Raw genomic sequence first — 13,700 nt, 5'->3', positions numbered from 1 at the left:
GCAACAGTCAGACGATCGGCTGGTCAGGTTGCGCATTCGGTATGGTCTCCACCTGTGACCAGTGGTCAGGTTGTCCAGCTCGATCAGCTCGACGCGCGCCTCATCGAGTTGCTCGCCGCCGAGCCGCGGATCGGGGTGCTGGAGTGCTCCCGCCGGCTGGGCGTGGCCCGGGGGACCGTCCAGGCCCGCCTCGACAAGCTGGTCGACCGGGGGGTGGTCGCCGGGTTCGGGCCGGACGTCTCCCCGGCGGCCATCGGGTTCGGGGTGACCTCCTTCGTCACCCTGGAGATCAGCCAGCGGCAGGGGCACGACCCGGTCACCGCCCACCTCGCCGCGATCCCCGAGGTGCTGGAGGCGCACACCATCACCGGCTCCAGCGACGTGCTCTGCCGGATCGTGGCCCGGTCGAACGCCGACCTCCAGCGGGTCATCGACCAGATCGTCTCCTGCGCGGGGATCACCCGGGCGTCGACCATCATCGCGTTGGCCGAGCAGATCCCGTACCGGGTGCTGCCGCTGGTGCGCTCGGCCGCCGTCAACCGTCCCTGACCCGGGCCAGGGCGTCGCCGAGCGGGGTACGCGTGTAGCGGACCGCCCGCCCGGTGCGGGTACGGGTGACCAGCCCGGCGTCGCGCAGCACCGCCAGGTGCCCGCCGACCCCGCCCAGCGTCAGGCCGAACTGCCGGACGAGCTGACTGGTGGTGGCGGGTACGGCCAGCGCCCGCAGCACCGCCGCCCGGGTCCGCCCGAGCAGCCGGTCCAGCGCGTCCGGCGGCCGGTCCGGGGCGGGCGGGCCGAGCAGGTCCACCACGCCGGCGGCCCGGTAGACGAGCGCGAACGGCCACGGCGGCTCCACATAGTTGATCATCGTGCCGAAGACGGTCGGCACGAAGAGCAGCCCCTTCCCGCCGAGCGAGTAGGTCGCCGGCTCCCGGTCGGCCACCACGATGGCGCCGAGGTGGCCGCCGGGCTCCCAGCTCAGCCGGGGGTCGAGACCGGCCACGGCGGCACCCCAGCCGTAGGTGACCAGCCGCCCGGCGCGCTGCACGACGTCGCGTTCCAGGATGGTCCGCAGCCGGGGCCAGTCCGGCTCGACCAGGGCCGTCCAGACCGCCTCGACCGCGTCCGCCAACCGGTCCACCACGTCCGGCGACCGGTAGATCCGCTCCGCGTAGGCCGGTGGGGTGCGGAGCCCGACGAGGTTGCGGGCCAGTTCCTCGCGGGCCTGCGCCAGCGGGGTGGCGCGGACCACGGTGATCTCGTCGATGAAACTCCGCCCGGTGCCGGCCGGCGGCGGCTGGATGAAGTCGGCGTTGTAGCCGCCCCGGCGCAGCAGCGCCAGCAGCGCGCCCACCGCCGGCAGGTCGCGCCGCAGCCGTTCGTACACCGGCCGGACCCGGGCCACCCACGGGGCGAGGCCGGGCGCGCTGTGCTGGCCGGCGCAGAGCCGCAGCGCCGACACCGTCTCGCCCAGCGGCGAGATGGCGTACCGGCTCGCCGCGATGTCGGCCGGGGTCACCTGGATCCGCACGTCCCGGCCCACCTTTCGTCCTCGGGCGAAAGGATAGAGCGCCCGGCGCGGCCCGGACAGGATCCGCCCTGTGAAGTCCACCCGCACCACCGTCGCGCCGCCGGCCGCGCCGGACCGCCCGGCCACCTTCCGGGACGTCTTCGCCGTCGCCGAGTTCCGTGTGCTCTTCGCCAGCTTCGGGGTCTTCCTGATCGGCGAGACGGTCAAGATGCTCGCCCTCTCCGTGCTGGTGTACGAACGCACCGGCTCCGGCCTGATCGCCGCCCTCGCGTACGTCACCGGGTTCCTGCCGCACGCGTTCGGCGGGGTGTTCCTGCTCGCCCTCGCCGACCGGTGGCCGCCGCGCGCCGTGATCGTCGGCTACGAACTGGTCCGGCTGGCTCTCGTCGCGGTGCTCGCCGTCGGGGTGCTCCCCCCGGCCGGCATGCTCGGGCTGGTCTTCGTCGTCGGCCTGTTCGGCCCGGTCAGCAGCGCCGCCCGCACCGCGCTGCTGCCGGAGATCCTGCACGGCGACGCGTACGTGCTGGGTCGCTCCCTGCTCACCATGGCGTCCGGCGGCACCCAGGTCGTCGGGTTCGCCGTGGGTGGTCTCCTGCTCGGTGCGGTCGGGCCGTACGGGGCGCTCTGGCTGACCGCCGCCACCTGCGCGCTCTCGGCCCTGCTGGCCCGGGTCGGGCTGCGGGCCCGGCCCGGCCGGAACCGCGGCGGTGCGACCGGCCCGGCCCAGCCCGGCGGGACCGGCCCGACCGGTCCGGCCCGGACCGGCGCGGTGCGGGAGACCTGGCGGGGCAACCGCGAACTCCTCGCCGACCGGCGGATCCGGGGCCTGCTGCTGGCCCAGTGGCTGCCCGGTTCGATGCTGGTCGGGGCCGAGGCGGTCGCGGTGCCGTACGCCGCCGGACTCGGCCCGGGGGCGAGCGCGGGCGTGCTGCTGATGGCCGGCGCGTTCGGGATGCTCGTCGGAGACCTGGTGGTGGGGCGGTTCGTGCCACCGGCCGCCCGGGAGCGGCTCAGCCCCTGGCTCGCGCTGCTGCTCGGCGTACCGGTGCTGGGGTTCCTGCTCCGGCCCGGCCTGGTCCTCGCGGCGCTGCTGTTCGCGGTGGCCGCCGCCGGCTTCGCCTACCAGCTCGGGCTGGCCCGCCGGTTCCTCGACGCGGTGCCCGAGGCCCGGCGCGGCCAGGCGTTCGGACTGACCAGCACCGGGATGATGGCCGCCCAGGGGCTCGCCGCGGCCGGTGGCGGAGCGTTGAGCGAGGTGACCGGACCGGCGGTCGCGATGGCCCTCGCCGGGGTGGCCTCGCTCGCCGCCACCGGGGCGCTGTGGCGGGTCCTCACCCCGGAACCGCTGTCCGCCCGTCCGGAATAGTTCACCGACACGGCCGTACGGAGGGCATCAGGGCCGCGCCGACCTGGCTACCGTGTCCGTTGTGGCTCAGCAGGGCGGCCGGTGCGTCATTTGTTACGTGATCCTCGCGTTGATCGCGGTCGTGGTGCTGACCTTGACCGGCGTGTGGAACCCGTGGCCGGGGGTGTGGGACGCGGTGAACCGCAGTCGCCCCATCTCCGAACCCGACGTGACCTGGCAGCGCCGCATCGGCGGCACCCCGCAGAGCGTCACCGTCGCGGGGGAGACCGTGGTGGTGGAGCAGCGGACCCGGGTGGAGGGGCTCAGCCTCGCCACCGGCGCGCCGCTCTGGGAGCGCAAGGCGGACTGGGCGGCGGTCGCCGGGGACGGCCGCGACGCGGTCGTCGCGGTCGGCAAGCTCCTGGTCAAGGGGTACGAGCTGCTCGACCCGGCGACCGGCGCGGTCCGCCGCCGGGACAACGAGGCGGTGGCCGTCTGGACGTACCGCAACATGGTGCTGGACGCCCGCTGCGCCCAGGCCACCGACTGCACGGTCAGCGCGTGGGACGTGCGCGGCAGCCGTCCGCTCTGGACGGCCTTCCTGCCCGGTGTGGAGAGCGGATTCTTCGCCGACAACCCGGAACTGCTCGGCACCCGGCGGCTGACCGGGCTCCGGATCGACTCCGGCGTGGCCGGTCCGGAGGCGGTGCCCGCCCTGCTCGGCTTCCCGGTCGACGGTCGGGTGCACGTCCTGGACACCGCGACCGGCCGGGTGGTGCGCGACGTCGAGCCCGGCCGGGAGGAACGGCTGGTCACCGTCGGCGGCCGGCTGCTGCGGATCGAGGCACGGTCGGAGGACGGCACCTGCTACTTCACCCTCTCCGGTCGGGAGGCGACCACCGGGCGGGAGGTGTGGCGGCGGGCCGGGATCAACCTGCGCACCGCCGACAACGCCGGGTGTGTGCAGCGGGAGGATCCGCAGGGCGCGCGGAACGTGGTGGTCGGGGTCGCCCCCGACGCCCGGGAGACGGTGGTTGACGCGTACGACGGGCGGCTGCTCTGGGTCGGCGCGGCCGGGGAGAAGCTGCTCGCCGTCGACGACCGCCACCTGCTGGCCCGTTCTGCGGACAAGCGCTCGATCGTCGGGCGGGAACTCGGGGTCGACCGTCCGCGCTGGACCCGGCGGTCGGCCGAGAAGGCGGGCGGGGCGCTCACCCCGTACGCGGCGGTGCTCAGTGAGGACGGTCCCTCCCGGGTGGTCGCCCTCGACCCGCGTACCGGGCGGGAGCTGGCGAACCTGCGGACCTCGGCGAACGTGCTGGCGGTCGGACCCGCCGGCATGGTGATCGGCGAGGGACGGGAGATCGGATACGTCCGGTTCGCCGGTACGGCCGGCGGCGCGCCACCGGCCGGCGAGGACGGCTCCGGCCGGAATCCCGGCGACACTCCGGGAAAGGGCCCGGACCCGGCCGCGAGCTGCGGTCCGAAAGGTGAGAGCTGCCCGGAACCGGACGGCGGCAAGGACGGCTGAGCGGCGGCGACCGGGACGGATGAGAGCGGTGTCGCACGACTCACCCGGCGGGTACGACGTCACGGCCCGACTGCCCTAGGCTTTCCGCTCATGAGCAGTGCCGCCGCGTTCACCTACGCCCCCTTGCTCCCGGTCGGTGCCGACCAGACCGAGTACCGGCTGGTCACCGACGAGGGCGTCGACGTCGTCAACGGTCCGGGTGGCCGTCGGTTCCTCACCGTGGACCCGGCCGCGCTCACCGCCCTGACCGCCGAGGCGATGCACGACATCGCGCACTACCTGCGCCCGGCCCACCTGGCCCAGCTCCGGTCGATCATCGACGACCCGGCGGCCTCGCCGAACGACCGCTTCGTCGCGCTGGACCTGCTGCGCAACGCGAACATCGCGGCCGGCGGGGTGCTGCCGATGTGCCAGGACACCGGTACCGCGATCGTGATGGGCAAGCGGGGCCGGCACGTGCTCACCGACGGCACCGACGTGGAGGCCATCTCCCGGGGCGTCTACCAGGCGTACACCAGACTGAACCTGCGCTACTCGCAGCTCGCCCCCCTGACCATGTGGGAGGAGCGGAACACCGGCAGCAACCTGCCGGCCCAGGTGGAGATCTACGCCGAGGACCCGGACGGCCACCCCGACGCGTACAAGTTCCTCTTCATGGCCAAGGGCGGCGGCTCGGCCAACAAGTCGTACCTCTACCAGGAGACCAAGGCGCTGCTGAACCCGACGCGGATGATGCAGTTCCTGGAGGAGAAGCTGCGGCTGATCGGCACCGCGGCGTGCCCGCCGTACCACCTGGCCATCGTGATCGGCGGTACCTCGGCCGAGTACGCGCTGAAGACCGCCAAGTACGCGTCCGCCAAGTACCTCGACGCGCTGCCCACCGAGGGTTCGATGAGCGCGCACGGCTTCCGTGACCTGGAATTGGAAGCCGAGGTGCTGGAGCTGACCCGTAACTTCGGCATCGGCGCGCAGTTCGGCGGCCGGTACTTCTGCCACGACGTGCGGGTGGTCCGGCTGCCCCGGCACGGCGCGTCCTGCCCGGTGGCGATCGCGGTCTCCTGCTCGGCGGACCGGCAGGCGGTCGCCAAGATCACCCCGTCGGGCGTGTGGCTGGAGCGCCTCGAAACCGACCCGGCCCGCTTCCTGCCCGACGTCACCGACGAGACCCTGGAGACCGAGGAGGTCGTCCGCGTCGACCTGAACCGGCCGATGGACGAGATCCGCGCCGAGCTGTCCCGGTACCCGGTGAAGACCCGGCTCTCGCTGACCGGCCCGCTGGTCGTCGCCCGGGACATCGCCCACGCCAAGATCGCCGAGCGGCTGGACGCGGGCGAGCCGATGCCGCAGTACCTGCGCGACCACGCCGTCTACTACGCCGGCCCGGCCAAGACCCCCGAGGGGTACGCTTCCGGCTCCTTCGGCCCGACCACCGCCGGCCGGATGGACGCCTACGTGGAGAAGTTCCAGGCGGCCGGCGGCTCGATGGTGATGCTCGCCAAGGGCAACCGCTCCGCCCAGGTCACCCGCTCCTGCCACCAGCACGGCGGCTTCTACCTCGGCTCGATCGGCGGCCCCGCCGCCCGGCTCGCCCAGGACTGCATCAAGCACGTCGAGGTCCTGGAGTACCAGGAACTGGGCATGGAGGCGGTCTGGAAGATCGAGGTGGAGGACTTCCCGGCCTTCATCGTGGTCGACGACAAGGGCAACGACTTCTTCGCCGAGGTCACCAAGCCGGTCCTCACCGTCGGCCGTCGCTGAACACCGGATTCCGCTGACCGAAACGCCGACGGGGCGCCCGGCCGCAGCCGGACGCCCCGTCGTCCGTCGTTACCCGTCGATCCAGAAGCTGTAGTAGTTCGAACCGGAGAGAACACCGGTCGCCGTCCGGGCGCGGACGGTCAACTCGTGGACGTACGCCGACTCGGCCGTCCAGGTCAGCGTCGCCGTGCCGTCCGCACCGACGGCTACGGTCTGCTCGGTCCCGCCGTCGAAGACGTAGACGAACTCCGTGGCCCCGGGCAGGCCGGTGGTGAACACGAAGGTGCCGGTGGTACCCACCGGACCGCCCTGCCAGCCGAAGACCTCGGAGGTGATCGTGGGGCTGTGCGGCTCGACCCGGAACGAGTAGAACGCCGCGTCGGTGGTCGTGCCGCTGGCCGTGCGGGCCCGGACCCGCAACTCCACCCAGCCGTAGTTCGCCTCGTCGTACGCCTGCGGCGTCCACTCGATGGTGGCGCTGCCGTCGGCGTTCGCGACGACCGTCTTCTCTGCTTCGCCCCGGAACGTGTAGACGTACGAGGTCACCCCGCTGACCTGGGCGTGCGGCCGGAACGTGAACGATCCGGTCACCCCCGGCCCGCCCCCGCCCAGGTTCTGCGGGTACACCTCGGAGGCCACACTCGGAGCCACCGACGCCGGGTGGAACGACAGGACGGTGGTCTGCGACGTGACGCCGGTACCGGTCCGACTGAACACCTGGAGGGTGCGTCGCCCGGCGTCGGCCGGGGTGTGCGTCACGGTGGCGGTCCCGTCCGCCCCGGCGGCTACCGTCCGCCGGGTTCCGGTGTCGACCCAGTAGACGTACTCGGTGACGCCCTCCATCGCCGGGCTGAAGACGAAGGTCCCTTCGGTGCCGGCTGGTGCTCCGGTGGTGCCGTCGAACGGCCACTGCGGCGAGGAGACGAACGGCCCGGTCCGCACCGTGAAGCGGTACGCCGTCTCGCCGGAGGGCAGACCGTCGCGGGTGCGGCTCGTGACGTAGAGCGTGTTCTGCGCGACCGTCGGGGTCACCGTCACCGAGGCCGTCCCGTCGGCGTTCGCCGCCACGGTCTGCGGGGCACCGCTGTTGAGGCGGTAGGTGTAGGTGACCACGTCGGCCATCTTCGGGGCGAAGCTGAACTGGCGCGGCCGGCCGAGCCAGGCGTCGGGGTTGCCGTCGGTCACCGTCGGGGCGGTGTCCCGGACGAAGAACTCGTACTGGACCTGCGGTGAGCGGTGACCGGCACGGTCGACGGTCTGCACGTAGATCCGGGCCGGCCCGGACCGCTCGGGGGCGTGACTGACCGTCGCCGTGCCGGTCTGGTCCGCGGCGACGTAGGTGGTCGGGCTGGCGGTGCCCCAGTAGTAGCCCACGACGTCGTCCGAGCCGTTCGGGCCGAAGGTGAAGGTGCCCGGGACACCGGGACCGCCCTGGCCCGGGAAGCCTCCGGCCGGGTAGTCGGTGGAGGCGACGACAGGTGTCGACGGCCGGACCGTGTCCACGGTAAACCGGCACTCCGCCGACCAGTCCGAGGTGGCGTGCTCGTCGCTGGCCCGCACCGCGAACGCATAGGTTCCGCCGTGCGTCATCAGCCCGCTGGGGACGGTGTGGAAGAAGGTGGCCGGCGCATACAGCCGATGGGAGGACGTCCACTCGGTGCGCTCGGTCGGCCGGTCGACCGGCCACCAGGCGAAGACGGCGGTGACCAGGTCACCGATATGGGGGGTGTTGTCGTCCGGGTCGGTCACCTCGGCGGCGAGGATCGGCGTCGAGGTGCGCGACCACAGGCCCGGTGCGCAGGCCCGGCCCTCGACGGTGAGTTTGCCGGGCGCGTTCGGTGCGGCGTTCGCCTGCACCGAGATGCCGAGAGTCTTGATCCGACGGCCATGGTGCTTGTTCTCTTCCAGGTCACCGGCGATCCGGACCAGGTAGGTGACCGACTCCAGCCCGGCGTCGACCGCCTGCTGGAGTGCGGGGGTGAGCAGTATCTCCAGATAGCTCACGCCGCAGGGCGCGGTCGGGGCGACATCTCCGACCTTCTCCCGGACGGTGGGTGCGTCCCGCCAGGTCGGTGCCGTGGCCGGGGTGTCGGTCCGCCACAGCTCCAGCGCCCGGGGCACGTCGCAGTCGTTGACCGACGTCTCCCCGGTGAGACCGGTGGCCTTGATGATCTGCTTGCCCCGGTACGGGGTGAGGTCGAAGGTGAAGTAGGCCCGGGAGGTGTGCTTGCCGTCGGCGTCCTCCCAGGTGCCGATCGGTGCGCTGCCGTCCGTCACCGGGAAAGCGGTGGTGGGCCGGGCGGAGTCGGTGAAGCTGGCGTTGGTCGGCTGGACGTAGCGGAACGCCCCGGCCGCGGCGGGCTGACCGGTGCCGAGCAGTACGCCGCTGGCGGCAAGGAGGGTGACGAGCCCGCCACCCAGGACGCGACGCCATGTCGATCGAGTGGAATCGGTCGCTATGACCGTGGTGCCCCCGTGGGAATTCAGCAAGACAAGAGCCTCCGAGCTGAGGGTGAGAGTTCCATGATCATAACTGTCTTCCGGTAGGCGTACCCCCGGTTTTCGGCTGATGTCCGCAGCCCAGGCGGTCGAGATGGACCTCATCCCACAGTGGATGGCATGGAGGCCGTGCGGGGGCGGTGCCCCGAGGGAACGCTCCGGTGGCAGGACTCGAACCTGCACCTTACGGATTAACAGTCCGCTGCCCTGCCGGTTGGGCGACACCGGAATGAGTAGAGCCGACGGGACTCGAACCCGCATGTGTCCGGATTGAAAGTCCGGCGACTTTGCCACTTCGTCTACGGCTCCACGGTGCCCGGAAGCGGAATCGAACCGCTGCTCTCCGCCGTGTCATAGCAACCCCGGACGGAGCGGCACGGGCTCTCACCCGGTACCGGTTTTCGAGACCGGCTGCGGACCTGTTCCGCACTACCTTCCGCGAGTCGGGTAGACAGGATTTGAACCTGCGTCCTTCCGGTCCCGAACCGGACGCGCTACCAAGCTGCGCCACTACCCGTGGAGTCGGGACGGCCGGATTCGAACCGACGGCCCTCCGGCCCCCAGCCGGATGCGCTACCAAACTGCGCCACGTCCCGATAGGTGCCCCCGGCAGGATTCGAACCTGCGACCTCGACATTCGTAGTGTCGCGCGCTGTCCAGCTGCGCCACGGGGGCAAGAAAGGTGCTGCGTGCCGACGGAGGGAATCGAACCTCCGGCTTCCGCCTAATCAGGGCGGTGCTCTGACCACTGAGCTACGGCGGTTCGGCGAAGGGTGAGGGATTCGAACCCCCGGCGGGCGGACCCGCTCCGCGCTAGCAACGCGGTGCCATCGACCAGACTCGGCCAACCCTTCATGCGCGCCCCGTACCGGGATCGAACCGGCGGCCCTCCGCTCGACGGACGGATGCTCTTCCGCTGAGCGGACAGGGCATGAACCGGCCGGGTGGCCGGTTGAGTGGACCCGGGGAGATTCGAACTCCCTGCCTCCGCTTTGCAAGAGCGGCGCTCTGCCAAGTGAGCTACGAGCCCAATACCGGGCGGACCCACGTCTGCAGGCCGATGCCCGGGAGCCGTGTTCGCCCTCGACACCGACCCCGTGGGGGTCCACGTCTGGCCGGGCCACAGCTGCCCTCGTGCGCTCGGAGGGACTCGAACCCCCATGCCTCTCGGCACACGGACCTGAACCGTGCGTGTCTACCGTTCCACCACGAGCGCGTGGTGCCGACGCCCGGTGTCGATCCGGGTGCCTTCCGGTTATGAGCCGGATGCTCTGCCGTTGAGCTACGTCGGCGCGGTTGGAGCCGGTGACAGGAATCGAACCTGCGTCCGCCGCATTACAGGTGCGGTGCTCGACCATCGTGAGCTCCACCGGCTTGGTGCCCTCGGCACGACTCGAACGTGCACGTTGACCAGGATCTCGGCCTGGCGCCTCTCCCAATTGGGCCACGAGGGCGTGCGCTGCGGGCGGAGGACTCGAACCTCAACCTTCCAGTCCAGAGCCGGACGTGCTGCCAGTTGCACCAGCCCGCATCGCGGCCGGCGGGCAGCGGCCCGCCGGCCGGTGATCAGCGGTGCACCATGCTCGACCAGGTGGGCACCGACGGCGGGAACCGCAGTTCCATCCCCGCCTCGGCGGGGGTCAGGTCACCCTTGCGCTGGTTGCAGGCGTAGCACGCACCGATCGTGTTCTTCCAGCTGTTCCGGCCACCGCGCGAGCGGGGCAGGATGTGGTCGACGGTGGTGGCCGTCGACGGGCAGTACGCGCACCGGTAGCCGTCGCGGCGCAGCACGCCGGACTTGGACCAGCCGGGACCGCTGCGGTACCGCCACCTGGTGACGACGTACCGGACCAGGCGCAGGACGCGCGGCATCGGGAAGATACCGAGGTGCCGGTCCGGTTCGGCTTCGTGAATCTCGGCGACCCGGCGCATCAGCATCCGGATCGCGTGTTTGACCGGGACCCGGTGCAGCGGTCCCAGGTCGGCGTTGAGGATGAGAACGGCGTCCACCGGGCCCTCCCTTCTTGTCGGTTGTCGGTGGTGAGAGCGGACGACGGGGTTCGAACCCGTGACCTCGACGTTGGCAACGTCGCGCGCTACCGGCTGCGCCACGTCCGCAGGTGTTGCGTAGGCCGTACGGGGCTCGAACCCGTAAACCTCCTGGCTGAGAACCAGGCGAGCTGCCAGCTTGCTCCAACGGCCCATGGTCCGGGACCGGGGTGTCGAACCCCGTGTCTCCTGCTCCCAAAGCAGGCGGGTCACCGTCTCCCTCGCCCCGGAAGGTATTGCCCCCGGCCGGTCCGTGGTGGCGCCGGCCGGGGTATTGCTTGATTTGCCATCCACTGTGGAATTGAGAATGTGCGACGTCGCCGGCCGCAGCCGTGACGAAAAGCAGGGGCGACAGGACTCGAACCTGCAACCTTCGGTTTTGGAGACCGGTGCTCCACCAGTTGAGCTACGCCCCTGTGAGGTTGTTGTCGGGTAATGAGAAGAGGTTGTTGTCGGTAACGAAAAAGCCGCCCGGTCCCTGGCGGGGTGGGCGGCTTAGCAGCTTGCGCTGGCGCTACTCGCGCCGCCACCCCGGCTTCCAGTTCTGCTCGCTGACCCGCAGGCCGTGGGCTCGCCCGATCGAAGGCAGCACGGCACCGCCGCGCGGCATGCACCGCGTGGTTGTGGTGGGGGCGTACTGCGACACGGGGAACTCCTTGGGTCGGTCGGTCTTGCCTTGCCCATTAAAGGTAAGGGCGGCGGTCGTCATCGGCAATGGATATTTCCAAGGCGCATTCATGTGTGTCGCGTCCGGGTCGGTCGACCGCCGGAGTGCTGGCCAGGTTGGCCGGGAACGCCCCCACGATGACCCGGGATCATCTGCGGGCCGGCGGCGGGCGCGGCAGGATGGAACGCGTGACGCATCCAGAGACAGTGGGCTACCGGATCGAACGCGACTCGATGGGCGAGGTGGAGGTGCCCGCCGACGCGCTGTGGCGGGCACAGACCCAGCGTGCGGTGCAGAACTTCCCGATCTCCGGTCGGGGGATCGAGTCGGCCCAGATCCGGGCGCTGGCCCAGATCAAGGGTGCGGCAGCCCAGGTCAACGCCGAGTTGGGCGTGCTCGACGCCGAGGTGGCCGCCGCGATCGCCACCGCCGCCGCGCACGTGGCCGACGGCGGGTACGACGACCAGTTCCCGATCGACGTCTTCCAGACCGGCTCGGGCACCTCGTCCAACATGAACACCAACGAGGTGATCGCCACCCTGGCCAGCCGGGAGCTGGGCCGGGACGTGCACCCGAACGACCACGTCAACGCCTCGCAGTCGAGCAACGACGTCTTCCCGTCCTCGATCCACCTGGCCGCGACGCAGGCGGTCGCGCGCGACCTGCTGCCCGCGCTGGCCCACCTGGCCGAGGCGCTGGAGGCCAAGGCGGCCGAGTTCGAGACCGTGGTCAAGGCCGGGCGGACCCACCTGATGGACGCCACCCCGGTCACCCTGGGCCAGGAGTTCGGCGGGTACGCCGCGCAGATCCGCTACGGCATCGAACGGCTCGACTCGGCGCTGCCCCGCCTGGCCGAACTACCGCTCGGTGGCACGGCGGTGGGCACCGGCATCAACACCCCGCTCGGCTTCGCGGGCCGGGTGGTCGAGAAGCTGCGCGAGTCGACCGGGCTGCCGGTGACCGAGGCGCGCAACCACTTCGAGGCGCAGGGCGCACGGGACGCCCTGGTGGAGACCTCGGGCCAGCTCCGTACCATCGCGGTCGGTTTCTACAAGATCGCCAACGACGTCCGGTGGATGGGGTCGGGGCCCCGCGCCGGCCTGCGTGAGCTGCGCATCCCCGACCTCCAGCCCGGCTCGTCGATCATGCCGGGCAAGGTCAACCCGGTGGTCGCCGAGGCGGTCCGGCAGGTCTGCGCCCAGGTGATCGGCAACGACGCCACGGTCGCCTTCGCCGGTTCCCAGGGCGACTTCGAGCTGAACGTGATGCTCCCGGTGATGGCCCGCAACCTGCTGGAGTCGATCCGCCTGCTCGCCGCGTCGAGCCGGCTCTTCGCCGACCGTTGCGTGGCCGGCCTCGGCGCGAACGCCGACGTCTGCCTGGCGTACGCGGAGGGCTCGCCGTCGATCGTCACCCCACTGAACCGCTACCTCGGGTACGACGAGGCCGCCTCGATCGCCAAGGAGGCGCTGGCGAAGGAGATCTCGATCCGGGAGGTGGTGCTCGCCCGGGGCCACGTGGACAGCGGCAGGCTCACCGAGGACCAGCTCGACGAGGCACTGGACGTGCTCCGGATGACCCACCCCTGAGCCGTGCGGCGCGGCCACGGCGCGGCGCAGATCCGTGGAACTGCCCGGACAGGGGGCTCGTCGCGGCTTCCGGCGCTGCCCCCGCTGACAGCGGGAAAACGGGTCGCCGGTCGGTGGGTCGGTGGCGCATCCTGCCCGGCATGGTCGACGTACCCGGCCCCGACGGCGTCCTCCTGGAGACGGCGCGGCTGCGGCTGCGCCGGTTCACCAGGGCGGATCTCGACGACCTCGTCGCGCTGGACGGTGACCCGGAGGTCATGCGCTATCTGACCAACGGTCGGCCGACCCCGCTCCCGGTGGTCCGGGGCGAGTTGCTGCCCCGGCTGCTCCGCCAGTACGACGAGACGCCCGGTCTCGGCCGCTGGGCGGCGATCGACCGGGTCGGCGGTGACTTCCTGGGCTGGTTCGCCCTCGACCCGCCCGGCGACGGCGTGGCCGGGAACGAGGCGGAACTGGGCTACCGGCTGCGGCGGGCGGCGTGGGGGCGCGGGCTGGCCACCGAGGGCTCCCGGGCCCTCGTCCGGTACGCGTTCGACACCCTCGGGCTGCACCGGGTCCGGGCGGAGACGATGGCGGTCAACACCCGCTCCCGGCGGGTGCTGGCGAAGAGTGGTCTCCGGTACGTCCGCACGTTCCATCTCACCTGGGACGACCCGATCCCGGGCAGCGAGCACGGCGAGGTGGAGTACGAGGTCCGTCGTCCGGCATGCTAGGAAGGGCTATTCCACAGT

At 71.7% G+C, this 13,700-nt stretch carries 9 protein-coding genes and 18 tRNA genes; 6 read left to right on the top strand and 21 right to left on the bottom strand.

Annotated elements, in window-relative coordinates; all coding sequences use genetic code 11:
- The first annotated feature begins 54 nt into the window (after nucleotides 1–54).
- Entirely contained in the window at nucleotides 55–549 is a 495-nt protein-coding gene (locus IGA62_RS10395; protein WP_091452706.1) for an Lrp/AsnC family transcriptional regulator, read from the top strand.
- On the opposite strand, the gene IGA62_RS10390 is transcribed toward IGA62_RS10395, so the two are convergent.
- The gene (locus IGA62_RS10390; RefSeq protein ID WP_145815244.1) at nucleotides 536–1,531 is read right to left on the bottom strand and encodes an ArsR/SmtB family transcription factor; all 996 of its coding nucleotides are present in this window, start codon (nucleotides 1,529–1,531) and stop codon (nucleotides 536–538) included. The genes IGA62_RS10395 and IGA62_RS10390 overlap by 14 nt on opposite strands.
- 70 nt (nucleotides 1,532–1,601) lie before the next feature.
- Between IGA62_RS10390 and IGA62_RS10385 the strand changes: the two genes are divergently transcribed.
- The 3 genes from IGA62_RS10385 to IGA62_RS10375 all read left to right on the top strand — a co-directional run bounded on the left by IGA62_RS10385 (nucleotide 1,602) and on the right by IGA62_RS10375 (nucleotide 6,165).
- Nucleotides 1,602–2,897 carry an MFS transporter gene (locus tag IGA62_RS10385; RefSeq protein WP_145815245.1) on the top strand — a complete coding sequence of 432 codons (1,296 nt, stop codon included), beginning with the start codon at nucleotides 1,602–1,604 and terminating at the stop codon, nucleotides 2,895–2,897.
- Between the two features lie 97 nt (nucleotides 2,898–2,994).
- Nucleotides 2,995–4,407 carry an outer membrane protein assembly factor BamB family protein gene (locus IGA62_RS10380; protein WP_232624943.1) on the top strand — a complete coding sequence of 471 codons (1,413 nt, stop codon included), beginning with the start codon at nucleotides 2,995–2,997 and terminating at the stop codon, nucleotides 4,405–4,407.
- A gap of 90 nt (nucleotides 4,408–4,497) precedes the next feature.
- Nucleotides 4,498–6,165 carry a fumarate hydratase gene (locus IGA62_RS10375; protein WP_145815246.1) on the top strand — a complete coding sequence of 556 codons (1,668 nt, stop codon included), beginning with the start codon at nucleotides 4,498–4,500 and terminating at the stop codon, nucleotides 6,163–6,165.
- Nucleotides 6,166–6,234: 69 nt separating this feature from the next.
- Here the strand turns inward: IGA62_RS10375 and IGA62_RS10370 are convergent, their stop codons facing one another.
- The 20 genes from IGA62_RS10370 to IGA62_RS10275 all read right to left on the bottom strand — a co-directional run bounded on the left by IGA62_RS10370 (nucleotide 6,235) and on the right by IGA62_RS10275 (nucleotide 11,129).
- Nucleotides 6,235–8,655 carry a hypothetical protein gene (locus tag IGA62_RS10370; RefSeq protein ID WP_145815247.1) on the bottom strand — a complete coding sequence of 807 codons (2,421 nt, stop codon included), beginning with the start codon at nucleotides 8,653–8,655 and terminating at the stop codon, nucleotides 6,235–6,237.
- A 165-nt stretch (nucleotides 8,656–8,820) separates the two neighbouring features.
- Nucleotides 8,821–8,893, bottom strand: a tRNA-Asn gene (locus IGA62_RS10365).
- Nucleotides 8,894–8,898: 5 nt separating this feature from the next.
- Nucleotides 8,899–8,973, bottom strand: a tRNA-Glu gene (locus IGA62_RS10360).
- Nucleotides 8,974–9,107: 134 nt separating this feature from the next.
- Nucleotides 9,108–9,181: transfer RNA gene (locus IGA62_RS10355), tRNA-Pro, on the bottom strand.
- A 5-nt stretch (nucleotides 9,182–9,186) separates the two neighbouring features.
- Nucleotides 9,187–9,260: transfer RNA gene (locus IGA62_RS10350), tRNA-Pro, on the bottom strand.
- Between the two features lie 5 nt (nucleotides 9,261–9,265).
- Nucleotides 9,266–9,339 (bottom strand) — tRNA-Arg (locus IGA62_RS10345).
- 15 nt (nucleotides 9,340–9,354) lie between these two features.
- Nucleotides 9,355–9,424, bottom strand: a tRNA-Ile gene (locus IGA62_RS10340).
- A gap of 7 nt (nucleotides 9,425–9,431) precedes the next feature.
- Nucleotides 9,432–9,518: transfer RNA gene (locus IGA62_RS10335), tRNA-Ser, on the bottom strand.
- Between the two features lie 5 nt (nucleotides 9,519–9,523).
- Nucleotides 9,524–9,595: transfer RNA gene (locus tag IGA62_RS10330), tRNA-Asp, on the bottom strand.
- A gap of 26 nt (nucleotides 9,596–9,621) precedes the next feature.
- Nucleotides 9,622–9,694, bottom strand: a tRNA-Ala gene (locus tag IGA62_RS10325).
- A gap of 105 nt (nucleotides 9,695–9,799) precedes the next feature.
- A tRNA-Leu gene (locus IGA62_RS10320) sits at nucleotides 9,800–9,880 on the bottom strand.
- Nucleotide 9,881: 1 nt separating this feature from the next.
- Nucleotides 9,882–9,956 (bottom strand) — tRNA-Met (locus tag IGA62_RS10315).
- A gap of 5 nt (nucleotides 9,957–9,961) precedes the next feature.
- Nucleotides 9,962–10,038: transfer RNA gene (locus IGA62_RS10310), tRNA-Thr, on the bottom strand.
- Nucleotide 10,039: 1 nt separating this feature from the next.
- Nucleotides 10,040–10,118 (bottom strand) — tRNA-Leu (locus tag IGA62_RS10305).
- Nucleotides 10,119–10,123: 5 nt separating this feature from the next.
- Nucleotides 10,124–10,195, bottom strand: a tRNA-Gln gene (locus tag IGA62_RS10300).
- Between the two features lie 35 nt (nucleotides 10,196–10,230).
- The gene (locus IGA62_RS10295; protein WP_145815248.1) at nucleotides 10,231–10,674 is read right to left on the bottom strand and encodes an HNH endonuclease; all 444 of its coding nucleotides are present in this window, start codon (nucleotides 10,672–10,674) and stop codon (nucleotides 10,231–10,233) included.
- Between the two features lie 35 nt (nucleotides 10,675–10,709).
- Nucleotides 10,710–10,782: transfer RNA gene (locus IGA62_RS10290), tRNA-Gly, on the bottom strand.
- A 10-nt stretch (nucleotides 10,783–10,792) separates the two neighbouring features.
- A tRNA-Glu gene (locus tag IGA62_RS10285) sits at nucleotides 10,793–10,867 on the bottom strand.
- Between the two features lies 1 nt (nucleotide 10,868).
- A tRNA-Pro gene (locus IGA62_RS10280) sits at nucleotides 10,869–10,943 on the bottom strand.
- A gap of 113 nt (nucleotides 10,944–11,056) precedes the next feature.
- Nucleotides 11,057–11,129, bottom strand: a tRNA-Trp gene (locus tag IGA62_RS10275).
- 439 nt (nucleotides 11,130–11,568) lie between these two features.
- Here IGA62_RS10275 and IGA62_RS10270 point away from each other — a divergent pair.
- Complete coding sequence (locus IGA62_RS10270) at nucleotides 11,569–12,969, top strand: class II fumarate hydratase (RefSeq protein WP_145815250.1); 1,401 nt, start codon at nucleotides 11,569–11,571, stop codon at nucleotides 12,967–12,969.
- Nucleotides 12,970–13,109: 140 nt separating this feature from the next.
- On the top strand, nucleotides 13,110–13,682 hold the full coding sequence (locus IGA62_RS10265) for a GNAT family N-acetyltransferase (protein ID WP_145815251.1): 573 nt from the start codon (nucleotides 13,110–13,112) through the stop codon (nucleotides 13,680–13,682).
- Nucleotides 13,683–13,700 lie beyond the last annotated feature (18 nt).

Origin of the sequence: Micromonospora sagamiensis, assembly GCF_014680085.1 — a bacterium.
GTDB classification, from domain to species: Bacteria; Actinomycetota; Actinomycetes; order Mycobacteriales; family Micromonosporaceae; genus Micromonospora; species Micromonospora inyonensis.
This window is presented reverse-complemented; position numbering and strand designations above follow the sequence as displayed.

Coding starts and splice junctions, on each gene's coding strand:
- IGA62_RS10265 (WP_145815251.1), top strand. CDS start 13,110: ATGGTCGACGTACCCGGCCCCGACGGCGTCCTCCTGGAGACGGCGCGG.
- IGA62_RS10375 (WP_145815246.1), top strand. CDS start 4,498: ATGAGCAGTGCCGCCGCGTTCACCTACGCCCCCTTGCTCCCGGTCGGT.